We start from the raw sequence: 22564 nt of genomic DNA on the forward strand, positions 1-22564 counted from the left end.
CGCCCGGACGTGGCCTCAACAGGAGCCCGCCATGCTGCACATCCGCACGCCGTTGATCCTCCATCCGACCCTGTCGACCACCTCCCGGCGTATCTGGTTGAAACTGGAAAACCTGCAACCCAGCGGCTCCTTCAAGCTGCGGGGCATGGGGTTGTTGTGCAGTCAGGCGGCGGCGCAGGGCAAACGCAAAGTCGTCTGCCCGTCCGGTGGCAATGCCGGTCTCGCCACGGCGGTGGCGGCGGCCAGTCTGGGTCTGCAAGCCTGCATCGTGGTGCCGCACACCACCCCGGAAGCGACCCGCGCGCGGATTCGCCGCACCGGCGCCGAAGTCATCGTTCATGGCAAGGTCTGGGACGAAGCCAACCAGCGGGCGCGGGAACTGGCCAGCGCGGCAGACACCGAATACGTCCCGGCCTTCGACCACCCGGTGTTGTGGCAGGGGCACAGCACCATGATCGATGAAATCATCGAAGACTGCCCGCAGGTCGACACCGTGGTCACCTCGGTCGGCGGCGGGGGATTGCTGGCAGGAATCCTCACCGGACTGCTGCGCCACGAGCGCCGCGACTGCCGGATCATCGCCTGCGAAACCCGGGGCGCCGCCTCGTTTGCCGCCGCCGTCGAGGCCGGCCACCCGGTGCGCCTGAGCAAGATCGACACCGTCGCCACCTCCCTGGGCGCCGCGCAGGTGGCGCAGTGGCCGGTGCAGCACATCGGCGAGTTCGATCACGAATGCCTGCTGCTGTCCGATGACGACGCGATCATGGGCGTGGTGCGTTATGCCAGTGATTTGCGGCAACTGGTGGAGCCGGCGTGCGGGGTGTCGCTGGCGGTGGCTTATCTGGATCATCCGGCGCTGGCGGGGGCTCGGGATGTGGTGATTGTTGTTTGTGGCGGGGTGAGTATCAGTGCGCAGTTGGTGGCGGGGTGGGGGCGTTTCGGGATTTGAATGCTCGGATTTCTGTGTCGACCGCTTTCCCTCACCCCAGCCCTCTCCCGGAGGGAGAGGGAGCCGACCGAGGTGTCTTGAGGGATACATCGACCTGAAAAACCGAGTCGATTATGGATTCACTGCAAAGCTTTCAGGTCGATGTATTACGGCAATATCCCCCAATCAGTTCCCTCTCCCTCTGGGAGAGGGCTAGGGTGAGGGCGCTTTCTGGATCAGGACCGCGATCTCAGATCCTCCGCGATCCTGACAATCTGCTCCAAAACATCCCCCATCTGCTGAATCACCTCAAGATTACTGAACCGCACCACCTCAATCCCGAGCCGCTGAAGATAGAGCGTCCGCCGCCGATCATGAACCTCACCCGCCTCCTCATAATGCTGCCCCCCATCCAGCTCCACCGCCAACCTCAACTCCACACAATAAAAATCCAGCACAAACGGCGGAATCGGCACCTGCCGCCGAAATTTCAACCCCGCTACCTGTCGCGCACGCAGCCTTTGCCAGAGCATCTGCTCGCAATCGGTCTGGCTAGCGCGTAAACGTCGGGCGAATCGGCGCTGGTCGAGGGTAGGGCGATTTTGCATGCTTCACGTCCTTGTGAAGTGGGATGGAAAATTCAATGTAGACCGGACAAACCGTCAGTGCCGGATCAACCTGATCATGGATTGACACTAGATTTTTCAGGTCGCTGTATCACGTCAATATCCCCCCGATCAGTCCCCTCTCCCTCGGGGAGAGAGCTAGGCGGGCGGCGTTCCGATGAGGGGCCAGCGGATTATCTGGCGCCCGAGATGTCCGGCCCCGTCAGCATCGTCCTGAACGTCTCCACCAACGGTCGCAAATTGACCCGATGCCAAGCCGCCCACAACGGCGTGGTAAACGCCAGCCACGGCACCTCCCGTAACACCACCCCCGGCGGAGCGTTGTGGCTCAGGCCTTTCTGGATCATCGCAATCCCCAGCCCCGAAGCGACCAATCCGAGCGCGGTAAACGGCTCGGTGGCCTGCATGCGCACATCCGGGGTGAAGCCGGCGCGCAGGCAGGCGCTCAGGAAGTCATCGCACGCATCCTGGCGCGGTTGCACGCCGATCCATTCCTGAGTGGCCAGATCCTCCGGGCTCAACGAAGCCTTTGCCGCCAGCGGGTGCTGTTCCGGCAGCGCCAGCAGCATCGGGTCGTCCAGTACCTGAAAACCCAGCAGATCCGGATCGTCCGCCGTCGGCGGTTCACTGACCAGCGCAATGTCGAGGCTGCGCTGACGCAGCCCTTCAAGTTGTTCGGCGGAGTTGAGGTTGTACAGCGCGACATGCACGTTCGGCCGATCCCCCCGCAGCACGCGCAAGGCATTGGGCAGGACGCCCGCGTGCATGGCGTTCTCGATATAGCCGATGCACAAGCCTCCTTCCTCGCCACGGCCCAGGCGCTTGCCGAGGGATTCGAGGCGATTGGCGTGAGTCAGCAGGGCGCGGGTTTCGGCGAGGAACGTCTGGCCGTCGCGGGTCAGGCGGATGCGTTGCTGGCTGCGCTCGAACAGGGTCAGGCCCAGGCGCTCTTCGAGCTGGGCGATCTGCCGGCTCAGGGGCGACTGAGAAATATGCAGGCGCTCGGCGGCGCGGCCGACGTGCTCTTCCTCGGCGACGACCACGAAATAACGCAATTGGCGGAAATCGATCATGTCAGACCTTTAGGGACTCAAGTGCTGCGCATTATGTCTTGGACGGTCTGAGTGTCGCAATCTAGGATCTGCTCAACGGTCAACCACGACCCAGACACTACGAGGAAATCCCCATGAGTTTGAAAGACAAACTGCCCGGCCAGCTGGGCTTCGGCACCGCGCCACTGGGCAACATGTTCCGCGCCATTCCTGAAGAAGAAGCCCAGGCCACCGTGCATGCGGCGTGGGATGCCGGCGTGCGTTATTTCGACACCGCGCCGTTCTACGGCTCGGGCCTGTCGGAAATCCGCCTCGGCGAAGCACTGTCCCGTTACAAGCGCGATGACTATGTGCTTAGCACCAAGGTCGGCCGGGTGATTCTCGATGAAGTCGAAGACGCCGCCGCCCGGGATCTGGGCGAGAAGAGCGGAGTTTTCGAACACGGCCGCCCGAACAAGATCGTCAACGATTACAGCGCCGACGCCACGTTGCGCTCGATCGAAGACAGCCTCGAACGCCTGAAAACCGATCGCCTCGACATCGTCTGGGTCCACGACATCGCTCAGGATTTCTATGGCGATCAATGGCTGGAGTATTTCAACCAGGCCCGCACCGGCGCCTTCAAAGTCCTGACCCGTCTGCGCGAGGAAGGCGTGATCAAGGGTTGGGGTCTGGGTGTGAACAAGGTCGAACCCTGCGAATTGACCCTTGATCTGACCGAAGCGCAGCCCGACGGCTTTCTGCTGGCCGGCCGCTACACTCTTCTCGACCACGAGCGGGCCCTGCAACGCCTGATGGATTCGGCCCGGGCGCAGAACGTTGAAATCGTCGTCGGCGGTCCTTATAGCTCGGGGATCCTGGCCGGTGGCGCGCACTTCGAATACCAGAAGGCCAGCCCTGAGATCGTTGCGAAGGTCGAGCAGATCAAACGCATCGCGGCGGCCCATGGTGTGGATGTAAAAGCAGCGGCGCTGCAATTCTCCCTGGCCAATCCGGCCGTGGCGGCGGTGATTCCCGGCGCGAGCAAACCGGGGCGCATCGCCGAAGACATGGCGGCGCTGTCGGCGGTGATTCCTGCCGGTTTCTGGCAGGCCATGCGTGAAGCGAAACTGGTGTCCGAACGTGCACCATTACCTATCGATGAGGTGAAAGCATGAAGATCGATCTGAGCGGAAAACTGGCGATTGTCAGCGGCAGCACGGCGGGCATCGGTTTGGGCATCAGCCAGTCACTGGCTGAGGCGGGCGCCACGGTGGTGGTGATCGGTCGCGACGCGGCCAAGGTCGAGCAGGCACTGGCGAGCATCCGTGACAAAGTGCCGGGCGCAAAACTGCGCGGTCTGACGGCGGATCTGGGCACGGCCGAAGGCGCGCAGAAACTGTTCGCCGCCGAACCGAAAGCCGACATCCTGGTGAACAACCTCGGGATCTACAACGCCGTGGATTTCTTCGATGCGCCCGATGATGAGTGGACGCGCTTCTATGAGATCAACGTGATCTCCGGCGTGCGCCTGTCGCGGCATTACGTCCCTGCGATGGTCGAGCAGGGCTGGGGCCGGGTGATCTTCCTGTCTTCGGAATCCGGCGTGGCCACCCCGGCCGACATGATCAATTACGGCGTGACTAAGAGCGCCAACCTCGCGGTGTCCCATGGCCTGGCCAAACGGCTGGCCGGCACTGGCGTCACGGTCAATGCGATCCTGCCGGGGCCGACCTTCACCGACGGCGTCGAAGAGATGCTCAAGGATGCCGCCGCCGAATCCGGTCGCAGCCTGCGGGACGAAGCCGACGCGTTTGTGCGCCGGGCCCGTCCGACCTCGATCATCCAGCGCGTGGCCAATGTCGAAGAAGTCGCGCACCTGGTGACCTACATCGCTTCACCGCTGTCCTCGGCCACCACCGGCGCCGCCTTGCGCGTCGACGGCGGCGTAGTCGACAGCCTGGCAATCTGAATTTTTGAGAGAGACATTTATTTATGGCAACAGCATCAGCATCCATCGACATCCCGGCTTCGGCCGATCAGGTCTGGCAATTGATCGGCGGCTTCAACACGTTGCCGGACTGGCTGCCGTTCATTCCCAAGAGTGAACTGAGCGAAGGCGGACGTGTGCGCAGCCTGCAAACCGCCGACGGCGGGGTAGTGGTCGAGCGTCTGGAAAGCTTCGATAACGCCGGCAAGACCTACAGCTATTCGATCCTGCAGGCGCCGTTTCCGGCCACCGATTATCTGGCGACGATTCGCGTCGAAGCCCAGGGTCAGGGCGCGAAGGTGACGTGGTCGGGGCGCTTCACGGCCAAGGGCGTGAGCGATGAGGAAGTGGTGGCGCTGTTCAGCGGCATCTATCAGGGTGGACTGGAGGCGCTGCGGGCCAATTACCCAACCTGACAGGCATGCCACGACCCCTTGTGGGAGCGAGCTTGCTCGCGAAAGCAGTTGATCGGTTTACAGATGTGTTAACTGATACTCCGCCTTCGCGAGCAAGCTCGCTCCCACAAGTTCGGCAGGTGTGTTCAGGACTGTGAAATCAGACTCTGCCGGCAATCCAGCACCAGTTTCGCCCCGCCCAGATCGCTGCGACCCACCTCAAGACTGAACCCGTGCAGGCTGACAATCGCTGCAACGATCGACAGCCCCAGCCCGAAACCGCTTTGCGGTTGTCCACCTTCTGCACGATAGAACCGCTGGAACACCGCTTCGCGTTCCGACTCGGGAATGCCGGGGCCGGAATCGTGCACTTCGATCCGTGTATGCCCCGCGTCATTCACTCCACGCAAAATCACCGTGCCGCCCGGCGGGGTGAACTTGATCGAGTTGCTCAACAGGTTGGCCAAGGCCTCAAACAACAGCGCCCGGTCACCATTGAGCATCGGCAGGGTTTCCGGCATGTTCAGCTCGAAACGCAGTTCGTCTTCCTCGGCCAGCGGCAGGTAGAACTCATGCAGTTCCTGTAGCAACCGCACCGGATCGAGCTCGACAAATCCCGAACGGCGCTGGCGATCTTCCAGTTCGGAAATCCTCAGCAAACCCCGAAAACGCGCCATCAGCGTATCCGCCTCGGCCAGCACCAGATCCAGTTGCGCCGCCTCCGGCGAGCCTTCGCCGGCCTGCTGCTGCATGCGATACAACTGCGCCCGCAGGCGGGTCAGCGGGGTGCGCAGGTCGTGGGCGATGTTGTCGCAGACGCCTTTGACTTCGTTCATCAGGCGCTCGATGCGATCGAGCATGGCGTTGACGATAGCGGCGAGCATGTCCAGTTCATCGCGGCGATTGGACACGGGCAAGCGGTGGGTCAGGTCACCGGCAACGATCGACTGGGCACTGGCCTGAATCGCGCGGATCCGCCGCAGTGGTCGGCGACGCAGCAAATGCCAGCCGATGATCCCCGGCACAATCGTCAGCGAAACACCCCAGAGCAGGGCACGCAGAATGATCCGGGTCACGGCGAACAGCGAACCGTTGTCGCGCACCAGCACCAGCCAGCGACCGTCGCGGGTCGGCGTGGCGACCGCATCGCAGCTGTCGGCGGGCAGGGTCGGGTCGTCGGATTCGGAGCAGTCGCGCAGTTCGTGGATCTTGCCGTCCAGCGGCAGGCCGGCAGGCATCTGCTGCAAGGCCCCGCCGAGGTAAGTGTGGTCGGCGGCGAACAGGCCGTAGGCGTCGATGCCGCGAATGTCGAAGGTCATGCTGGCGGCGAGCGCGTCTTCCAGTTGCTCACCGCGAAAATGCGAGAACAGATGCTGACGCTGCATCAGCGAATGCTTGGCCAGGTTGTCGAGGTAACCGGAGACCTCGAAATACATGACCCCCATGAGGATCCCGCTCCAGGCCACGAACAACGAACTGTAAAGCGCCAGCAACCGGCTGCTGGAGGAACGCCAACCGTCAGACGGGTTCGGCAATGACATAACCCGAGCCTCGCACCGTGCGGATCAGCGGGACGTTGCCCGGCGGGTCGATCTTCTTGCGCAGGCGACCGATGTGCACGTCGATCAGGTTGGTGCCCGGATCGAAGTGATAACCCCAGACTTCCTCGAAAATCATCATCCGCGACAGGATCTGGCCGCTGTTGCGCATGAGGAATTCCAGCAGTTTGTATTCGGTCGGCAGCAGCGTCAGCACCTGCTCGGCACGGCTGGCTTCGTGGCTGATCAGGTCCAGTTCCAGGTCTGCCACACGCAGGGTGGTGGGCTGGGTGCCGCCGTTGTTCTGGCGGCGCAGTAACACTTCGACCCGGGCGGCCATCTCGTCGGTGGCGAAGGGTTTGGTCAGGTAATCGTCACCGCCGGCGCGCAGGCCGCGTACGCGTTCGTCAACATCGGACAGGGCGCTGATCATCAGAATCGGCGTGGACACACCCATGGTGCGCAGGGTGGTGACGATGGCCAGGCCATCGAGCTCGGGCAGCATGCGGTCGAGGGTAATCAGGTCGTAATTGCCGCTGACGGCGCGGTCGAGGCCTTCGCGGCCGTTGTCGACCCAATCCACGTCGAGGCCGTGGCTGCTCAGTTCGGCGACGATTTCCCGGGCGGTCACGGCGTCGTCTTCGATGGTCAAGATGCGAGTCATGGTGGGCCTGCTGATCGGTTCAAACGGAATGGCAGCATTTTGCCAAGATTTTGCAATAACGCTTTAAATTAACTTTCATGTTGTAGTTGATACAAACGCAAATGACCCGTCGTGGTTACCGATTTGTTTCCTGAAACATTGATATCATCTGGCCACATTTTCGAGGGAGAGATTCCGTGGGCAAGTTGATTCGCGGTGGCTGGATGCCGATGGCCGGGATATTTCTGGCGCTGCTAAGTGCTTCGGCATTGGCCGCCAACACCCCGTGTTCCGGGAAGAAGGGAGGCATCGATCGCTGCGATGGCGATCTGTTTCTGTGCAATGACGGCTCCATCAGCGGCTCGAAAAAGAGCTGCGCTGCCATGTTCGGCATTCGTGAACAGGCACGGCCGCAGCAGTTTCTGCAGAGCAATGACGGCTGTGATTGTGGCACCGGTTCGTTCTGTACCGGACCACGCGGCGGCGTGTATTGCCTGACGCCCAGCGGCAAGAAGAGCTACAAGCGCAAATAAGCGGTTTTGTGCCAATGCATAAAACCCGCTGCTATCGAGCCGTTGTTGCAAATTGCATGGTCCCAGGAAGTTCAGACTTTTTAACTGATTGAATCCAAACGATTTATTTAATGTTGGCGACTGGCACGGTCACTGCAATTCATCTGCTGACGAGTTGTAACACCATCTTTCATGCCGGGAGCAGAACAACAATGAATAGATCCTCTGATGGGTTTTATCCTGCCTTTGATGGCGAGTCGAGCAACGTCTCGGGAGTCTCCTGGGGCGCGATCTTCGCCGGGGCCGCGGCGGCTGCGGCGCTGTCGATGATTCTGGTGCTGCTCGGCTTCGGTCTGGGCTTCTCCGCTGTATCACCGTGGGCCGGGGAGGGTGTCAGCGCCAAGGGCCTGGGCATTTCGACGATCGTGTGGCTGGCGGCGACGCAAATCATCGCTTCCGGCCTGGGTGGCTACATTGCCGGTCGCCTGCGGGTGAAGTGGGCGAACATGCACGGTGACGAGGTGTATTTCCGCGACACCGCCCATGGCTTCCTCGCCTGGTGCGTGGCCACGCTGGTGACCGCGACGCTGGTGGTCGGCTCGGTCAGCAGCATCGTCAGCGGTGGCGTGCAGGCCGGTGCGAGTGTTGCCGGTGGCGCTGCCAGTGCGATGACTCAGGCCGCCGGCACGGCTGCGGCCAACACCAGCAGCGACCAGTACGGTTACTTCGTCGACAGCCTGTTCCGCGATGACCGTCCCGCCGCCGTCAGTGACGATGCCGCCCGTGGCACCGTGACCCGGATCTTCGCCCAGAGCTTGGCCAACGGTCAGCTCAGCCCCGAGGATCGTACCTACCTCGCGCAACTTGTGGCGCAACGCACCAACCTGAGCCAGGCCGATGCCGAGCGTCGTGTCGATGAAATCTACGCCCGCACGCAAAAGGCCATCGCCGACGCCAAAGTGAAAGCGCAACAGGCCGCTGACACCGCCGCCAAAGTCGCTGCCTGGACCTCGCTGTGGATGTTCATCGCGCTGCTGGCCGGTGCGTTCTTCGCCAGCCTGTCGGCCACCTTCGGCGGTCGCCGCCGGGATGCCGTCGAGTACGTTGAAGTCGACACCTACACCACGACCACTGTGCCCCCAGTCCGTTAATCAAGGAGCATCACCATGCGCTCATTACTGCTGTTTTTCCTCGGCGTGCCAATCCCGATCATCATCCTGATCGCCCTGTTCGTGCACTGATCCCTCTGGGGCTTATGCCTCGGCCGCTTTCACCCTCGGGTGAAAGCGGCTTTTTGCTGTCCGGCCGATGGGATGGCACAGAACCGTACAGTCATTTCTATGGCCTGGATCAATATTCGTCGGCGCAATATCCCCTACCGTGAAATTTCCCGGCCCTTGCCGCTGGATCGACTACATTGCTTGCGCGCACTTTGCTGCGCGATCAGAGCAGACCTGCCGGCCCGATAGAGAGAAAACTTCCACGAGTCGGCGAGGTGTAGTGCAGCAAGGAGCTGTTTCAACCTCACCTGAACCTTTTCACGGATGATCATCGCAATGCACTGCCTAGAAAGAACCTTCGATATCCAGCCTTTGACGCAGGCGGATATGACTGTCCACATCAACGGCCAGCCGGTCACCGCCGCCATCGGCGAAACCGTGCTCAGCGTCATTCAGTCCCTCGGCGTGCGCCAGGTCGCACGCAACGATCACAACCAGGTCAGCGGTGCCTATTGCGGCATGGGCGTGTGCCAGTGCTGCCTGGTGAAAATCAACGGCCGGCACAAACGCCGCGCCTGCCAGACCGTGGTGCGTGACGGCATGCAGGTCGAAACCCAGGTCAACCGCATTCACGGGAAGGAGGCGCCATGAGTCAGCATCCGGTCATTGTCGGCGGTGGGCCGGCGGGGATGGCGGCTGCCATCGAACTGGCGCGCCATGGTGTGCGCAGCACCTTGCTGGAAGAGGCGTCGCGCCTTGGCGGTGTGGTCTATCGCGGGCCGCTGCGTGACGGCGTGCAGCTGGATTATCTGGGGCCGCGTTACTCGGAAGCATTGAGCAAACTGCACGGCGACTTTCAGGAGCAGGCCGGGCTGATCGATGTGCGTCTGCATCACCGGGTGGTCGGCGCCGAAGGCGCCCGCTCGCTGGTGGTGCTCGATGGTGATGAGCGCCTGCACGAAATCAGCTATCCGCAACTGGTGATGGCCGCCGGTTGTCACGAACGCAGCGTGCCATTTCCCGGCTGGACGCTGCCCGGCGTCATCATGCTCGGCGGCCTGCAATTGCAGATCAAAAGCGGCGTGGTCAAGCCGCAGGGGCCGGTGGTCATCGCCGGCACCGGGCCGCTGTTGCCGCTGGTGGCGACCCAGCTGCACGCGTCCGGCGTGAGCGTGGTCGGTGTCTACGAGGCCTGCGCGTTCGGCAAGATTGCCAAGGAAAGCCTGGCGCTGCTGAACAAGCCGCAACTGTTCCTCGACGGCTTGAGCATGCTGGCCTACCTGAAACTGCACGGCATCCCGATGAACTACGGCTGGGGCGTGGTCGAGGCGCACGGCGAAGGCGAACTGAAAAGCGTCAGCGTGGCGCCGTACTCGGCGACGTGGGAGCCGGACATGAGCCGCGTCGAGCGCTTCGAAGCGAAGACGCTCGCGGTCGGCTACGGCTTCATTCCGCGTACTCAGTTGAGCCAGCAAATGGGCCTGGATCACGGCTTCAGTGACGACGGTTACCTGCGCGCCAATTCCAACATCTGGCAGCAGAGCAGCGAACCCCACGTGCATCTGGCCGGCGACATGGGTGGGATTCGCGGCGGCGAAGCGGCAATGCTGGCCGGCAAGATCGCCGCCACTTCGATCCTGCTGCAACGCGGTGTGCTGGAAGAAGAACTGGCACGGGTCCGTCGCGACCGTTATCTGGGCAAGCTTAAAGCCATCGTACGATTCCGCGCGGCGGTGGATCGCTACACCGAACGCGGCGTCGGGCAAATCGCATTGCCGGCCGCCGACACGGTGATCTGCCGCTGCGAACACGCGACCCGCGCTGACATCGACCGGGCGCTGGAGCAGGGCGTGCAAGACATCGCCAGCCTGAAAATGCGCACCCGCGTGAGCATGGGCGACTGTCAGGGGCGGATGTGCGTCGGCTATTGCAGCGACCGCCTGCGTCAGGCCACCGGGCGCAAGGATGTCGGCTGGCTGCGGCCGCGTTTCCCGGTCGATCCGATTCCTTTTTCCGCGTTTCAGTCCCTCGGCACGGAGGCCGTTTCCCATGAGTAAGTTCTATGACGTGGTCATCGCCGGCGGCGGTGTGATCGGCGCGTCCATCGCCTATCAGTTATCCAAGCGCAAAAATCTCAAGGTCGCGATGATCGACGCCAAACGCCCGGGTAACGCGACCCGCGCCTCGGCCGGTGGCTTGTGGGCCATCGGCGAATCCGTTGGCTTGGGCTGCGGGGTGATTTTCTTCCGCATGATGTCGGCCAACCGCAAGCGCGAAACCCAGGGCGCAGCGGTGGCGGTGGACTCCAGCACGCCGCATATCTTGCCGCCGTCGTTCTTCGACTTTGCCTTGCAGTCCAACGCGCTGTACCCGGCGCTGCACCGTGAGCTGAAAGACAACCACGGGATGGATTTCAAGTTCGAAAAGACCGGGCTCAAATTCGTCATTTATGACGATGAAGACCGGTTGTACGCCGAGCACATCGTCGGCTGCATTCCACACCTGGCCGATCAGGTGCGGTGGCTGGATCAGGCTGCATTGCGCGAGTCCGAACCGAGCGTCAGCCATGAGGCGCGCGGTGCGCTGGAGTTTCTCTGCGACCACCAGGTCAGCCCGTTCCGCCTCGCCGACGCCTACGCCGAAGGCGCCCGGCAGAATGGCGTGGACATGTACGTCAACACCAACATCACCGGCGTGCTGCATCACGGCTCGCGGGTGACCGGCGTGCAGACAGCCGAAGCCGGGGTGTTCCACTGCAAGACCCTGATCAACGCCGCGGGCGCCTGGGCGGCAGACTTGAGCGAGTGGGCCACGGGAATTCGTATTCCAGTGAAGCCGGTGAAAGGCCAGATCCTGCTGACCGAGCGCCTGCCGAAAATCCTCAACGGTTGCCTGACCACCAGCGATTGCTACATGGCGCAGAAGGACAACGGCGAAATCCTGATCGGCAGCACCACCGAGGACAAAGGCTTCGACGTCACCACCACCTGGCCGGAAATCGCCGGGCTGGTGCAGGGCGCCGTGCGTTGTCTGCCAGAGCTGGCGGACATCAACCTCAAGCGCACCTGGGCCGGGCTGCGTCCGGGCTCGCCGGATGAGTTGCCGATTCTCGGGCCGATGGCCGGGGTGGAGGGGTATCTCAATGCCTGCGGGCATTTCCGCACCGGCGTGCTGACGTCGGCGATCACCGGGGTGTTGCTGGACAAACTGGTCAACGATGAACCGCTGCCGCTGGACATCACGCCGTTTCTGGCGGACCGGTTTGCAGTGGCGCCGGCCAAAGAAGAGAGGGAGCTGGAGATAGCCTGAACCTGTGGGAGCCAGCCTGCTGGCGATGAGGCCGGTTCAGTCACCCTTGATGGTGGCCGAGCTGTCGCAATCGCCAGCAGGCTGGCTCCCACATTTGCATCTCTGCAAGCTTCAGGACTTGCCGGACTGTTCTTCCAGTTGATCCGACTCAAACAATCTGGCCAGTTCCGCCCGGGCTTCCTGAGCGGTCTGCAGCACTTTGGCCGCATCGTCGTACACCGCGTGCTGAGCTTCCAGCACCTGTTCGTCGTGGTGCTTGAAGCGCTTGATCCGCGCATCGGCCTGGGCCTGGGTCAAACCGAGGCCGACCAGTGTGCGACGGCTCATTTCCAGACTGGAGTAATAGGTCTCCCGGATCGGATCGGCCCCCACATCCACCAAACGATGAACGTGCTGGCGGTTACGGGCCCGAGCGATGATTTTCATGTGCGGGTAAAGCTTGCGCACGATCTCGGCAGTCTTGATGTTGGCCTCCGGATCGTCCGTGGCAATCACGAAATATTCCGCTTCCCCTACCTTGGCCGCACTAAGGATTTCCGGGCGCATCGGGTCGCCGTAGAACACCGGCACGCCGCCGAAACTGCGCGACAACTCGATGGTTTCCACCGAGGTATCCAGCGCCACGAACTTGATGTTCTGCGCCCGCAGGATCCGCGCCACGATCTGACCCATCCGGCCCATGCCGGCGATCACCACCCTTGGGGTTTCGGTGTCGATCTGGCGGAACTTCTCCGGCACTTCCACCGGCTGCACCTTCGGGCTGACCAGCCGTGCGCAGATCAACAGCAGCAACGGCGTCACCGCCATCGACAGGGTGATGGTCAGCACCAGCAAGTCGTACAGACGCGGTTCGAACAGACCCTGATCGCGACCGATCTTGAACACCACAAAGGCAAATTCACCGCCCGCCGCCAGCACGATGCCGAGGCGAATCGCGCTGACCTTGTTCAACCCGCCGGCCAGACGCCCGACCACAAACAGCAACGGCAACTTCAGGGCGATCAGCAGCAGCGTCAGCCCCAGCACGGTAATCGGCGCGCTGAGCAGCAGACTGAGGTTGGCGCCCATGCCGACGCTGATAAAGAACAGCCCCAGCAGCAGGCCCTTGAACGGCTCGATCTGCGCTTCCAGTTCATGGCGATATTCCGAATCCGCCAGCAGCAACCCGGCGAGAAACGCGCCCAGCGCCATCGACACACCGACCATGTCCATCATCCACGCCGTGCCGATCACCACCAGCAACGCGGTGGCGGTAGACACTTCCGGCAAACCGGTTTTCGCCACCACGCGAAACACCGGGCGCAACAGATAACGCCCGCCGATCACGACCACGGCGATGCTGCCCAAGACCTGCAAACTGTGGCGCACGTCGTCAGCGGTGCTGGTGTGGTGATCGACGCCCGCGAGCATCGGCACCAGAGCGATCAGCGGGATTGCGGCGATGTCCTGAAATAGCAGAATGGCGAACGCCAGCCGCCCATGGGGGCTAGTCAGTTCCTTGCGCTCGGCGAGGCTTTGCAGACCGAACGCGGTGGACGACAGGGCCAGACCAAGGCCGAGCACAATCGCGCTGTTCAGCGGCTGCCCGAACACCGACAACGCCAGTACGCCAATTACCGAACCGGTCAAAAGCACCTGAGCCAGACCCACGCCGAATACCGATTTGCGCATCACCCACAAACGTCGCGGCGACAGCTCAAGACCGATGATGAACAGCAGCAACACCACGCCCAGTTCCGAGATATGGCTGACGCTCTGCGGATTGCCGATCAGGCCCAGCACCGACGGGCCGATGATCACCCCGGCAAACAGATAACCGAGCACCGCGCCCAGTTGCAGGCGCTTGGCCAAGGGGACGGTGAGCACCGCCGCGAACAGAAACACGACAGCGGCTTGCAACAGATTGCCTTCATGGGGCATGAGCGGAACTCCAGTAACGCGGTACGGCGGGGGGCGACAAGGATAAAGGCTGAAACGATTACAGATCTACCGCAGACCCTGCTTGAGCGCATGTGCTCCTGTAACAATTTGCATCAATTGGTTACATTTATAGCCTCAGCGAATCAATTCCTTCCGAGTCTCCCATGGCCATCAACTTCGACCTCAACGACCTGCAAGCCTTTCGCGCCGTGGTCGAGCAGGGCAGTTTCCGCAAGGCCGCCGACACCGTGCGCATTTCGCAACCGGCCCTGAGCCGACGCATCGAAAAGCTCGAAGACGCCCTCGGCGTGAAGCTGTTCGAGCGCACCACGCGCAAAGTCAGCCTGACCCAGGCCGGGCGTGGCTTCATGCCAAGTGTCGAGCGTTTGCTGGATGATCTTGATGTGGCGTTGCTCGGCATCAGCGAAGTCGCTTCGAATCGGCAGGGCCATGTCACCGTCGCCTGCGTGCCGTCGGCGGCGTATTACTTCATGCCACGGGTGGTCGCCCGCTATCACCAGCAGTTCCCGCGCATCAAAGTCAAAGTCCTCGATTCCAGCGCCCACGACGTGCTGACGGCGGTGGTCAATGGCGAGGCGGATTTCGGCCTGAGCTTCATGGGCACTCAGGAGGCGGGCGTGGATTTCGAGCCGCTGGTGCAGGAGAGCTACGTGGTGGCTTGTCGTCGCGATCACCCCCTGGCCGGGCGCAGCAGCGTCAGTTGGGATGAGTTTTACCAGCAGGATTACATCTCGCTGGACAAGACGTCGGGTAACCGTTTCTTGCTTGATCAGGCGCTGGCGAAAGTGGTGCCGCAACGGCCGAGCATCTGCGAAACCCTGCACGTGACGACGATGATCGGTCTGGTGGAAGCGGGACTGGGTGTGGCGGCGGTGCCGTTGATGGCGATGCCGGCGGCGGATCATCCGATCCTGACGCGGGTGCCGCTGACCGATCCGCAAGTGATGCGCAGTGTCGGCATCATCAAGCGCCGGGGTCGTACCCTGACCCCGGCGGCACTGGAACTGGAGCGGCTGGTGGTGGAAATGAAAGTCCAGCCGCCGAAGGTCAGCGCTTGACCGAGTCCAGCCCGGTGGCCTGTACGTCTGCCTGAGCGGCAGGCGCGGCCAGATAGGCGAGCAACGCCTTGGCCTCCTGCGGATGCTGCGCACCCACTGGAATCCCCGCAGCGAAACGCGTTACCGACTGCACCGATTCCGGGATCTTCCCGACATACGTCACGCCCGGCACCGGCAGCAATTCGCTGACCTGTTGGAAGCCCAGTTGATAGTCGCCGGTGGCAACCACCGAGCCCACCGGGATTTTCGGGATCATCTTCGCCTTCGGTTTCAACTGATCTTCGACGTCGAGCTTCTTGAACAACTGCTGCTCGATGTACACGCCGCTGGCGCTGTCCGAGTAGGCCACCGACTGCGAATCGAGCAGGGTTTTCTTCAGGGCATCGACGTTGCTGATGTCCGGTTTCGGCGCGCCTTCGCGCACCACCAGGCCGATCCGCGAATCCGCCAGTTCCACCCGCGAAGCCGGGTCGACCTTGCCTTGCTTGATCAAGTCGTCGAGGGCGTAGCCGACCATGATCACCACGTCGGCCTGTTCACCCCGGGCCAGGCGATTGGGGATCGCTTCCGGGGCCTTGCCCATCGACGGGCCGAGGATGGTGTCGAGGGTGTTGCCGGTGTTCGCGGCGAATTTCGGGCCGAGGACTTTGTAGGCGGCGGTGAAGCCGCCGGAGGTCATTACCCGTAGTTCTTCAGCCTGAGCGAATGCGCTGAAGGCGAGAAGGGCGAGGGCGGTCAGATTGAAGAGCTTTTTCATGTTGGCTGGCTCCTCAAGCGACCGCAGGTTGCAGACGACCGCCCGCACGGCGATACAGATACAGCGTCGCGCACAACGCACACAGCGCGCCGACACTCATCCAGTAACCCGGTGCGGCTTTGTCGCCGGTGTACTGGATCAGGAAAGTCGACATTGCCGGCGTGAACCCGCCGAAGATCGCGGTGGCAAGGCTGTAGGCCAACGAGAAACCGGCCACCCGAACCTCAACCGGCATGATCTCGGTCAGCGCCGGAATCATCGCGCCGTTGTACATGCCGTAGATGAACGACAGCCAGAGCAGCGACAGCAACATGTGGCTGAAGCTCGGCGCCTGCACCAGATACGACAGCGCCGGATAAGTGGTCGCCAGGGCCAGCAACGACATGGTGATCAACAACGGGCGACGGCCGAAACGGTCCGACAACGCGCCACCGATCGGCAGCCAGAAGAAGTTCGAAACGCCCACCAGCAGCGTCACCAGCAACGCATCCGAGGTGCTCAGATGCAACACGGTTTTGCCGAAGGTCGGCGCGTACACGGTGATCAGGTAGAACGCGGTGGTGGTCAGGGCAACCATCAACATCCCGCCAACCACCACGACCCAGTTCTGGCCGAGGGTGCGGAACACTTCTTTCATGCTCGGGCGATGTTTGCGGGTGGCAAACTCTTCGGTTTCCGCCAGGTTGCGGCGCAGCAGGAAGATAAACGGCACGATCATGCAACCGACGAAAAACGGAATCCGCCAGCCCCAATCGGCAATCACGTCCGGCGCCATCCACTGGTTCAAGGCAAAGCCCAGCGCAGCGGCAACGATGATCGCAACCTGTTGGCTGGCCGACTGCCAGGCCGTGAAGAAACCTTTGCGGCCCGGTGTGGCGATCTCCGACAGATACACCGAAACGCCGCCCAGTTCCGCACCGGCCGAAAAGCCCTGCAGCAAGCGCCCGATCAGCACCAGCGCCGGTGCGAACAGGCCAATGGTTTCGTATCCGGGCACCAGCACAATCAATATCGTGCCGCTGGCCATGATCGACAGCGTGACGATCAAGCCCTTGCGACGACCGACGTCATCGATGTAAGCACCGAGCACAATGGCCCCCAGCGGACGCATCAAAAAGCCTGCGCCGAACACCGCGAACGTCATCATCAGGGAAGCGAACTCACTGCTCGCCGGAAAGAACACCGCCGCGATCTGCGTGGCGTAGAAGCCGAACAGAAAGAAATCGAACTGTTCGAGGAAGTTACCCGAGGTCACCCGGAAAATGGCACCGGCCCGCGAGCCGCCGTGTGGGATTGAGGCTGTCATCGAAAAATACTCCACCGCTTTTATGACGTGCGCGACGGGGAGGCGGCGCACGGTTTTTATTGGGGCGGATAGTGGCGCGGGGGGATCGATTTGTTAATTGCATAGTTGGCATGGATTGATGCGCAGGGTGGATCAATCCAGACCGAACGGCAGCCCCTTTATTGAAGCGGCGTAGCCGTTTCCTGTTTCTTCGCCGGCACACCCGGTGCAGTGGCGGTTGTAAAACTGCCATCCCACTGCGGATCGATCCGACGAATGCGCACGCTCAGATCAGGGTGTGACGCAAACATCCGGCTCAGCAAACCTGATCCGCCCGTGCTGAAAAACAAATGACTGAACTCGGCGGCACGGGGGGAGTTGATGACGGAACCTTGTTTATGGGCGCCGATTTTTTTCAGCGCACCGACAATGCTTTGCGGATTGCGCGTGTATTGCACTGCGCTCGCATCGGCGAGGAACTCACGCTGGCGACTGACAGCCGCCTTGATCAAATTGCCATAGAGATTCCCGATAAATCCGGCCACGCACAGGGCGAAACCGAGCGCGAAAACCACCAACATCAGCCGCACGTCTCGTTTGTCGCGCTTGAGCAGGCTGGCCATTATGTAAGTACCCGCCAGCCCCAGCACCAACAGGCCGTGCACCACCGCCACCAGTTGCGTATTGAGGCGCATGTCACCGTTGAAAATATGGCTGAATTCGTGGGCAATCACCCCTTGCAGTTCTTCTCGGGTCAGCAGCTTCACCGCGCCACGGGTCACGCCGATGGCCGCATCCTCCGGTGTAAGTCCGGCCGCGAAGGCGTTGATGCTCTCGTCCGGCAACAGATACACCGCCGGCACGCGGGTGCCGGAGGCAATCGCCATTTCTTCGACGACGTTCATCAAGCGCTGCTCGTCCAGGGTGCGCGCATTGCCGTTGAGCAGGCGGCCACCCAGTTTCTCCGCAACGACTTTGCCGCCCGCCCGCAGTTGCCGATATTTCAGCAGGCCGCCGATCACCACGATGCTGCTGATAAACGACGCGATGACGGCCATCGCCAGAAAGGCATCTGCCAGCGTGCCAGTGCCGCTCAAGTAATCTTCAAAACCACTGAATACGAAGGGCAGGGCGGTCAGGATGACCAGCGAGACAATCGACAGCGTCATCAGGTAAACCAGCCGTCGGGTCTGGTTGCGAGCCTGGGTTTGTCGTTCAAAGAAATTCATCGGGCCATCCATGGAAAGCAGAAGTCAGAAAGAAACCTTGGGTGCGGTTTTGATTGCCAGCGTATCCGCAAACTTCAGCGGCACGGCGTCATCGCGATGGCCAAAACTGGCTGCCAGCAGCACCGCTGGAAAGCTCTGTTTGAGGGTGTTGTAGGCCATGACCGCGTCGTTGAATGCCTGACGCGCGAAACTCACCTTGTTTTCGGTGCTGCTCAGCTCTTCGCTCAGTTGCTGCATGTTCTGCGAGGCCTTGAGTTCCGGATAGGCTTCCAGCGTCAGATTCAATCGGCCCACGGCACTGCTGAGTGCGCTGTCCGCCAGGCCCAGTTGCGCGATGTGCTGGGCATTGCCCGGTTTGGCCTGCGCAGCTTCAAGTCCCGCCACGGCTTCATTGCGCGCAGCGATCACCGCTTCCAGGGTTTCGCGCTCATGGGCCAGATAACCCTTGGCGATGCTGACCAGATTGGGGATCAGGTCATAGCGGCGCTTGAGCTGCACTTCGACCTGGGCAAACGCGTTCTTGATCTCGTTGCGCCGGGCCACAAGCTTGTTGAAAAGACTGACAGCGTAGAGGCCCAGAACCGCAAGCAGCACCAGATTGACGATGAGGTAGATTTTCACGGTGATGTCCTTGTTCACTCGGCGGGGGCGCGCGGGATCTTATCGTAATTGGTGGCCATTGGCTGTAATTGCCATGTGGCGGGGGAACCCCGGATGGTGCTCCGGGACGCGACTACAATCTCAAGTCCCGCATCATCAAAAAACAAGGAATGATTCCCGAACCCCGCAGTCGGAGTTCAGGTATCACACATCTGAAGGAGGTTCACCGATGAACAACAAGACCCTGATCGCCAGCCTGGCCCTCGTCGCCGGCATCGCCGGGATCACCCCACTCGTTCAAGCGGCGCAACCCTCGACCGACACCGTCGAACGCTCGCCCACCGACGGCCGCGAACTGAAGGTCAACGACCGCGCCCCGGACGTCTATCAACGCAGCGAAAAAGCCATCAAGAACTGGAAACAGAAAGGCCTCAAGCAACCGGATCCTCAGGCGCAGTGGGTGCAGATGAACGACAAGTACGTGATGGTGATGATCACCAACGGGACGATTGTGGACATTAAACCGGTGGAGCGTTAACGCTCACATTCCAAATCCCGGTGCACTTGTCCGCACCGGGCTTTCCCCCCCCAACCGATACTGATTATTCCCGCTGCGCTTGGCCTCATACATCGCCAGATCCGCGATATGCAGCAGCCGGTCCATGGTCGGCGCATGGTCGGGGAATACCGCCACGCCGAGGCTGGTGCCGATGTGGCGTTGGTCGTTGCCGATGGTGATCGGTGGGGACAGTTCGATGAAGATTTTCTGGCAGATGCTACGGGCTTCGTCCTGCAGGTTCAGGCCGGGGGCGAGGCCTTGCAGGATGACCACGAATTCATCGCCACCGATGCGCGCGACGGTGTCGCTGACCCGCAGGATGCGTTTCAGCCGTGTGGCGGTGGTGATCAGGACGCGGTCACCGGCGGCGTGGCCGTAGCGGTCGTTGATGCTTTTGAAACCGTTGAGATCGATAAACACCAGCGCCACCCGGGTCTCGGTCGCGCGGGCATGTTCCAGTGCTTCTGAAAGGCGTTCTTCCAGCACCAGTCGATTGGGCAAACCGGTCAGCGGATCGAAGTGCGCCAGGTGCTGGAGGTAACTGGCCGAGGCTTTCTCTTCAGTGATGTCGCGCACCACGCCCATCATCTTGATCATCGCGTCGTGGTCGTTCTTCACCACGTTTCCGGTTTCCCGCAGCCAGCGAATCGTGCCGTCGGGCCAGACCACGCGGTACTCCTCGTCGTGGTTTTCGCCGGTTTCCAGGCAACGCAATTCCCCGGCGCGCACCTTGGCGCGGTCGTCCGGGTGGACGCAGGAGCAGAACAAGGCGTAGGAGGGCGTCACTTCGCCAATTTTGAACCCGAACATGCCGAAGATTGCGTCGGACCAATAGAGTCGATCTGTGTCGACTTCCCAATCCCAAGTGCCGATTCGCGCAAAATACTGGCTGCGCTTGAAGCGCTCGGCATCGCCATCCTGGCGAATGTTCTGGCCTTCGGCGGCGCGGGTGAACAGTTCGCGATACTCGGCGAGTTGCCGGCGCAGGGCACGCTCGCGGCGAATCAACACGGCGATCACGACCATCAGCACAACGACAAGGGCAAAGCCGATCCAGAGTTGAGTCATTCAAGCATCGCTGACATGGCGTATCGATTCGGGTTGGTGGCGGGTGGCTATCATTCATCACGGCCAACGCTGGGTCAAACGGTTGCCAATGTCCGGCATTTCTGGGAAAACGGCGGCCAGCGGAACAATAGAGTGAATGTTATGAATGATGAACTGCAGATAATCGATCTTCAGCCCGGCGACGGAAAAGCCGCCGTCAAAGGCGCATTGATCACCACCCAATACACCGGTTGGCTGGAAGACGGCACCGAATTCGATTCCTCTTGGAGCCGCGGCAAACCGTTCCAGTGCGTGATCGGCACGGGCCGGGTGATCAAGGGCTGGGATCAAGGGATCATGGGCATGCAGGTGGGTGGCAAACGCAAACTGCTGGTGCCGGCGCATCTGGGGTATGGCGAGCGGACGATGGGCAAGATTCCGCCGAATTCGAATCTGGTGTTCGAGATTGAGTTGTTGGAAGTGTTGACGCGGGAGGATTGATGGCCGGAGGTCATCTGTTCGAACTGCTCAAGGATCAGGTCGATGGATGTTGAACAGATCATTTACGAAACCGTTGCGTGGTTGACTATCGAACACCAAGGACGACGGAGTCCGATTTACAACATCCAGTCGGTATTCTTCGTGGCCATGATGATTTTTTTGTGGTTCGTCGGAAAGGATGTCCTCGCACGGCGAAAAGCTTTTCTGGCCAGCAAGGCTCAGGCCCTGGTGTCAAAGCCACTGTCCGCAATTTCCTTCGCCGAGGAAGATGGGCAGAAGGTCAGGTTCACCGGCGTTTTGCTGGAGAAGGAGGGCGTTTACACCGTGACAGTGACCCGCGACGATGACAAAGAAGCCGGCGTTTTGTCCCGTGACGGGCTGCTTTCGTTGGAAGAGGTCGAGGTTTATTTGAGGGGGCATACGCCTTTCATTCTGTCTGACTTTCGACGGTGATCGTTTGCACATAAAGCCCGTTGTGATGAGGAAAACTCTGATCACAACGTCCTGTATACAAGTGTTCGAAGAATTAGATACGCCCACCTTGAGCTTTTGGAAGGTGGGCAAACACTTCTAAAGTTTCTCCAGGGTGTCAGCTGTCATTCTGGCCAAGCCACTCCCCTAAGATCTGGTTACGGTAGAAATCCGAGTGCAGGTTGTATTGAGGGTCAATGTTCTCTGAGTAAAGATAGAGGTGCTCATTTTCGGACAGTCGTAGAATGTCTCCTAGCCACATGATGACGCTGCCTGCCGAGTTTATACCATACGCAACTTCGATACCTTGCTTGGTGGTTATCAATCCTGCGCTGGGGGTAGACCTATGCAGCTCACAATTTTTGCTGTGCTCAAATTTAATCAGAACGTCTTGGTTGAAATAGACCGGTGTTAGGTATCCATCTGAAGGGATGCATCTGACCAACCCTGGAATGAAGAAGTGCTCAACCATCGAGTACTTGAAGTGTGCACCTTCTGCGATTGGGAGCTTCCCACGGTTAAATCTACCAAACCAATTTATATTGGCACTTTCTTTATTGTTGGATTTAGCGTGTTCAATTTCAGTTTGTATGATTTTCACAGCTGCCGGAGGGAAAAATATTTCTCCTGTCGCGTTGGATTTTAGATAGGGGAGTTTGTTTAAGGTAACCTTCACTCCGCCGTGTCGGAATGTGAGTCTGTCAGAGCAGAGGTGCAATGGATTGTTCGCGTTGTCGAAATAGCTGTCATGCGGTATTAGTTGCTCAATTTCCATTGTGCTTCGTCCTTGTCCATATGATGCTGGGATCAATCTATCTTTAGTAAAGTCGCAGCGCAATCAGTTTGCTATTTCTACAGTGGAGGCTTGAGCCTCTAAGGTTTTCAACTATCTTGGTGAGCAGTAAGAGACAGGCCCGTGGCCGT

The 22564-nt window shown here is 60.8% G+C and carries 24 protein-coding genes; 13 read left to right on the forward strand and 11 right to left on the reverse strand.

All coding sequences use genetic code 11. The features are described 5' to 3' along the window. Positions 1 to 31 precede the first annotated feature (31 nt). On the forward strand, positions 32 to 949 hold the full coding sequence (locus tag OQ248_RS22115) for a pyridoxal-phosphate dependent enzyme (protein ID WP_265814003.1): 918 nt from the start codon (positions 32 to 34) through the stop codon (positions 947 to 949). Between the two features lie 215 nt (positions 950 to 1164). Here the strand turns inward: OQ248_RS22115 and OQ248_RS22120 are convergent, their stop codons facing one another. After that, complete coding sequence (locus OQ248_RS22120) at positions 1165 to 1536, reverse strand: endonuclease domain-containing protein (RefSeq protein WP_265814004.1); 372 nt, start codon at positions 1534 to 1536, stop codon at positions 1165 to 1167. A gap of 191 nt (positions 1537 to 1727) precedes the next feature. Beyond that, the gene (locus OQ248_RS22125) at positions 1728 to 2627 is read right to left on the reverse strand and encodes a LysR substrate-binding domain-containing protein (protein ID WP_265814005.1); all 900 of its coding nucleotides are present in this window, start codon (positions 2625 to 2627) and stop codon (positions 1728 to 1730) included. Between the two features lie 113 nt (positions 2628 to 2740). Here OQ248_RS22125 and OQ248_RS22130 point away from each other — a divergent pair, with 113 nt between their 5' ends. Genes OQ248_RS22130 through OQ248_RS22140 form a run of 3 tightly spaced genes read left to right on the forward strand, consistent with a single transcriptional unit; the run spans position 2741 to position 4991 of the window. Next, positions 2741 to 3763: an aldo/keto reductase gene (locus OQ248_RS22130; RefSeq protein WP_265814007.1), complete on the forward strand. Its 1023-nt coding sequence runs from the start codon at positions 2741 to 2743 to the stop codon at positions 3761 to 3763. Next, a complete protein-coding gene (locus tag OQ248_RS22135) occupies positions 3760 to 4557 on the forward strand; it encodes an SDR family oxidoreductase (protein ID WP_085711559.1) in 798 nt (265 codons plus the stop codon). The genes OQ248_RS22130 and OQ248_RS22135 overlap by 4 nt, the downstream gene beginning before the upstream one ends. A gap of 23 nt (positions 4558 to 4580) precedes the next feature. Next, the gene (locus OQ248_RS22140) at positions 4581 to 4991 is read left to right on the forward strand and encodes an SRPBCC family protein (protein WP_265814009.1); all 411 of its coding nucleotides are present in this window, start codon (positions 4581 to 4583) and stop codon (positions 4989 to 4991) included. A 125-nt stretch (positions 4992 to 5116) separates the two neighbouring features. Here the strand turns inward: OQ248_RS22140 and OQ248_RS22145 are convergent, their stop codons facing one another. Together OQ248_RS22145 and OQ248_RS22150 are read right to left on the reverse strand one after the other, a co-directional pair. Beyond that, positions 5117 to 6511: a HAMP domain-containing sensor histidine kinase gene (locus tag OQ248_RS22145; protein WP_114883917.1), complete on the reverse strand. Its 1395-nt coding sequence runs from the start codon at positions 6509 to 6511 to the stop codon at positions 5117 to 5119. Next, positions 6489 to 7172: a response regulator transcription factor gene (locus tag OQ248_RS22150; protein ID WP_085711556.1), complete on the reverse strand. Its 684-nt coding sequence runs from the start codon at positions 7170 to 7172 to the stop codon at positions 6489 to 6491. Before OQ248_RS22150 ends, OQ248_RS22145 begins: the two co-directional genes overlap by 23 nt. A 176-nt stretch (positions 7173 to 7348) precedes the next feature. On the opposite strand from OQ248_RS22150, the gene OQ248_RS22155 reads away from it, so the two are divergent. The 5 genes from OQ248_RS22155 to hcnC all read left to right on the forward strand — a co-directional run bounded on the left by OQ248_RS22155 (position 7349) and on the right by hcnC (position 12192). Continuing rightward, a complete protein-coding gene (locus OQ248_RS22155; RefSeq protein WP_265814010.1) occupies positions 7349 to 7684 on the forward strand; it encodes a hypothetical protein in 336 nt (111 codons plus the stop codon). 191 nt (positions 7685 to 7875) lie between these two features. After that, the gene (locus tag OQ248_RS22160; protein WP_085711555.1) at positions 7876 to 8814 is read left to right on the forward strand and encodes a hypothetical protein; all 939 of its coding nucleotides are present in this window, start codon (positions 7876 to 7878) and stop codon (positions 8812 to 8814) included. Between the two features lie 405 nt (positions 8815 to 9219). Further along, positions 9220 to 9534, forward strand: a complete 315-nt coding sequence (hcnA, locus tag OQ248_RS22165; RefSeq protein ID WP_265814011.1) for a cyanide-forming glycine dehydrogenase subunit HcnA — start codon at positions 9220 to 9222, stop codon at positions 9532 to 9534. Next, a complete protein-coding gene (gene hcnB, locus OQ248_RS22170) occupies positions 9531 to 10940 on the forward strand; it encodes a cyanide-forming glycine dehydrogenase subunit HcnB (RefSeq protein WP_265814012.1) in 1410 nt (469 codons plus the stop codon). Before hcnA ends, hcnB begins: the two co-directional genes overlap by 4 nt. After that, positions 10933 to 12192, forward strand: coding sequence for a cyanide-forming glycine dehydrogenase subunit HcnC (gene hcnC / locus OQ248_RS22175; RefSeq protein WP_265814013.1), 1260 nt, complete (start codon positions 10933 to 10935; stop codon positions 12190 to 12192). Before hcnB ends, hcnC begins: the two co-directional genes overlap by 8 nt. A gap of 111 nt (positions 12193 to 12303) precedes the next feature. Here hcnC and OQ248_RS22180 read toward each other — a convergent pair whose 3' ends face one another. Continuing rightward, positions 12304 to 14112 (reverse strand): monovalent cation:proton antiporter-2 (CPA2) family protein, encoded by a 1809-nt coding sequence (locus OQ248_RS22180; RefSeq protein ID WP_265814014.1) that lies wholly within the window; start codon positions 14110 to 14112, stop codon positions 12304 to 12306. Between the two features lie 164 nt (positions 14113 to 14276). On the opposite strand from OQ248_RS22180, the gene OQ248_RS22185 reads away from it, so the two are divergent. Next, entirely contained in the window at positions 14277 to 15191 is a 915-nt protein-coding gene (locus tag OQ248_RS22185) for a LysR family transcriptional regulator (RefSeq protein WP_102622005.1), read from the forward strand. On the opposite strand, the gene OQ248_RS22190 is transcribed toward OQ248_RS22185, so the two are convergent. From OQ248_RS22190 to OQ248_RS22205, 4 genes are all read right to left on the reverse strand, one after another. Continuing rightward, positions 15181 to 15948 carry a substrate-binding domain-containing protein gene (locus tag OQ248_RS22190; RefSeq protein WP_265814015.1) on the reverse strand — a complete coding sequence of 256 codons (768 nt, stop codon included), beginning with the start codon at positions 15946 to 15948 and terminating at the stop codon, positions 15181 to 15183. The genes OQ248_RS22185 and OQ248_RS22190 overlap by 11 nt on opposite strands. A gap of 13 nt (positions 15949 to 15961) precedes the next feature. Continuing rightward, a complete protein-coding gene (locus OQ248_RS22195; RefSeq protein WP_265814016.1) occupies positions 15962 to 17254 on the reverse strand; it encodes an MFS transporter in 1293 nt (430 codons plus the stop codon). Positions 17255 to 17412: 158 nt separating this feature from the next. Beyond that, positions 17413 to 18462 carry a M48 family metallopeptidase gene (locus OQ248_RS22200; protein ID WP_265814017.1) on the reverse strand — a complete coding sequence of 350 codons (1050 nt, stop codon included), beginning with the start codon at positions 18460 to 18462 and terminating at the stop codon, positions 17413 to 17415. A gap of 24 nt (positions 18463 to 18486) precedes the next feature. Next, a complete protein-coding gene (locus tag OQ248_RS22205; RefSeq protein WP_085711616.1) occupies positions 18487 to 19083 on the reverse strand; it encodes a LemA family protein in 597 nt (198 codons plus the stop codon). Positions 19084 to 19291: 208 nt separating this feature from the next. Here OQ248_RS22205 and OQ248_RS22210 point away from each other — a divergent pair, with 208 nt between their 5' ends. After that, entirely contained in the window at positions 19292 to 19600 is a 309-nt protein-coding gene (locus OQ248_RS22210) for an RcnB family protein (RefSeq protein ID WP_085711544.1), read from the forward strand. A gap of 3 nt (positions 19601 to 19603) precedes the next feature. Here the strand turns inward: OQ248_RS22210 and OQ248_RS22215 are convergent, their stop codons facing one another. Beyond that, on the reverse strand, positions 19604 to 20689 hold the full coding sequence (locus OQ248_RS22215) for a sensor domain-containing diguanylate cyclase (protein WP_265814018.1): 1086 nt from the start codon (positions 20687 to 20689) through the stop codon (positions 19604 to 19606). Between the two features lie 141 nt (positions 20690 to 20830). On the opposite strand from OQ248_RS22215, the gene OQ248_RS22220 reads away from it, so the two are divergent. Continuing rightward, a complete protein-coding gene (locus OQ248_RS22220) occupies positions 20831 to 21169 on the forward strand; it encodes an FKBP-type peptidyl-prolyl cis-trans isomerase (protein ID WP_007952931.1) in 339 nt (112 codons plus the stop codon). A gap of 42 nt (positions 21170 to 21211) precedes the next feature. Beyond that, a complete protein-coding gene (locus OQ248_RS22225) occupies positions 21212 to 21622 on the forward strand; it encodes a hypothetical protein (protein WP_265814019.1) in 411 nt (136 codons plus the stop codon). A 136-nt stretch (positions 21623 to 21758) separates the two neighbouring features. Here OQ248_RS22225 and OQ248_RS22230 read toward each other — a convergent pair whose 3' ends face one another. Beyond that, positions 21759 to 22415 carry a hypothetical protein gene (locus tag OQ248_RS22230; protein WP_265814020.1) on the reverse strand — a complete coding sequence of 219 codons (657 nt, stop codon included), beginning with the start codon at positions 22413 to 22415 and terminating at the stop codon, positions 21759 to 21761. Positions 22416 to 22564: the final 149 nt, after the last annotated feature.

The organism is Pseudomonas sp. COW5, from assembly GCF_026240005.1.
GTDB classification, from domain to species: domain Bacteria; phylum Pseudomonadota; class Gammaproteobacteria; order Pseudomonadales; family Pseudomonadaceae; genus Aquipseudomonas; species Aquipseudomonas kribbensis.

Excerpts from the sequence above, each read along its gene's own strand:
- OQ248_RS22125 (WP_265814005.1), bottom strand. The coding sequence starts at position 2,627 with ATGATCGATTTCCGCCAATTGCGTTATTTCGTGGTCGTCGCCGAGGAA.
- hcnC (WP_265814013.1), top strand. The coding sequence starts at position 10,933 with ATGAGTAAGTTCTATGACGTGGTCATCGCCGGCGGCGGTGTGATCGGC.
- OQ248_RS22210 (WP_085711544.1), top strand. The coding sequence starts at position 19,292 with ATGAACAACAAGACCCTGATCGCCAGCCTGGCCCTCGTCGCCGGCATC.
- OQ248_RS22215 (WP_265814018.1), bottom strand. The coding sequence starts at position 20,689 with ATGACTCAACTCTGGATCGGCTTTGCCCTTGTCGTTGTGCTGATGGTC.
- OQ248_RS22200 (WP_265814017.1), bottom strand. The coding sequence starts at position 18,462 with ATGAATTTCTTTGAACGACAAACCCAGGCTCGCAACCAGACCCGACGG.
- OQ248_RS22160 (WP_085711555.1), top strand. The coding sequence starts at position 7,876 with ATGAATAGATCCTCTGATGGGTTTTATCCTGCCTTTGATGGCGAGTCG.
- OQ248_RS22180 (WP_265814014.1), bottom strand. The coding sequence starts at position 14,112 with ATGCCCCATGAAGGCAATCTGTTGCAAGCCGCTGTCGTGTTTCTGTTC.
- OQ248_RS22225 (WP_265814019.1), top strand. The coding sequence starts at position 21,212 with ATGGATGTTGAACAGATCATTTACGAAACCGTTGCGTGGTTGACTATC.
- OQ248_RS22150 (WP_085711556.1), bottom strand. The coding sequence starts at position 7,172 with ATGACTCGCATCTTGACCATCGAAGACGACGCCGTGACCGCCCGGGAA.
- OQ248_RS22145 (WP_114883917.1), bottom strand. The coding sequence starts at position 6,511 with ATGTCATTGCCGAACCCGTCTGACGGTTGGCGTTCCTCCAGCAGCCGG.
- OQ248_RS22190 (WP_265814015.1), bottom strand. The coding sequence starts at position 15,948 with ATGAAAAAGCTCTTCAATCTGACCGCCCTCGCCCTTCTCGCCTTCAGC.
- OQ248_RS22220 (WP_007952931.1), top strand. The coding sequence starts at position 20,831 with ATGAATGATGAACTGCAGATAATCGATCTTCAGCCCGGCGACGGAAAA.
- hcnB (WP_265814012.1), top strand. The coding sequence starts at position 9,531 with ATGAGTCAGCATCCGGTCATTGTCGGCGGTGGGCCGGCGGGGATGGCG.
- OQ248_RS22140 (WP_265814009.1), top strand. The coding sequence starts at position 4,581 with ATGGCAACAGCATCAGCATCCATCGACATCCCGGCTTCGGCCGATCAG.
- OQ248_RS22130 (WP_265814007.1), top strand. The coding sequence starts at position 2,741 with ATGAGTTTGAAAGACAAACTGCCCGGCCAGCTGGGCTTCGGCACCGCG.
- OQ248_RS22230 (WP_265814020.1), bottom strand. The coding sequence starts at position 22,415 with ATGGAAATTGAGCAACTAATACCGCATGACAGCTATTTCGACAACGCG.
- hcnA (WP_265814011.1), top strand. The coding sequence starts at position 9,220 with ATGCACTGCCTAGAAAGAACCTTCGATATCCAGCCTTTGACGCAGGCG.
- OQ248_RS22185 (WP_102622005.1), top strand. The coding sequence starts at position 14,277 with ATGGCCATCAACTTCGACCTCAACGACCTGCAAGCCTTTCGCGCCGTG.
- OQ248_RS22195 (WP_265814016.1), bottom strand. The coding sequence starts at position 17,254 with ATGACAGCCTCAATCCCACACGGCGGCTCGCGGGCCGGTGCCATTTTC.
- OQ248_RS22115 (WP_265814003.1), top strand. The coding sequence starts at position 32 with ATGCTGCACATCCGCACGCCGTTGATCCTCCATCCGACCCTGTCGACC.
- OQ248_RS22120 (WP_265814004.1), bottom strand. The coding sequence starts at position 1,536 with ATGCAAAATCGCCCTACCCTCGACCAGCGCCGATTCGCCCGACGTTTA.
- OQ248_RS22135 (WP_085711559.1), top strand. The coding sequence starts at position 3,760 with ATGAAGATCGATCTGAGCGGAAAACTGGCGATTGTCAGCGGCAGCACG.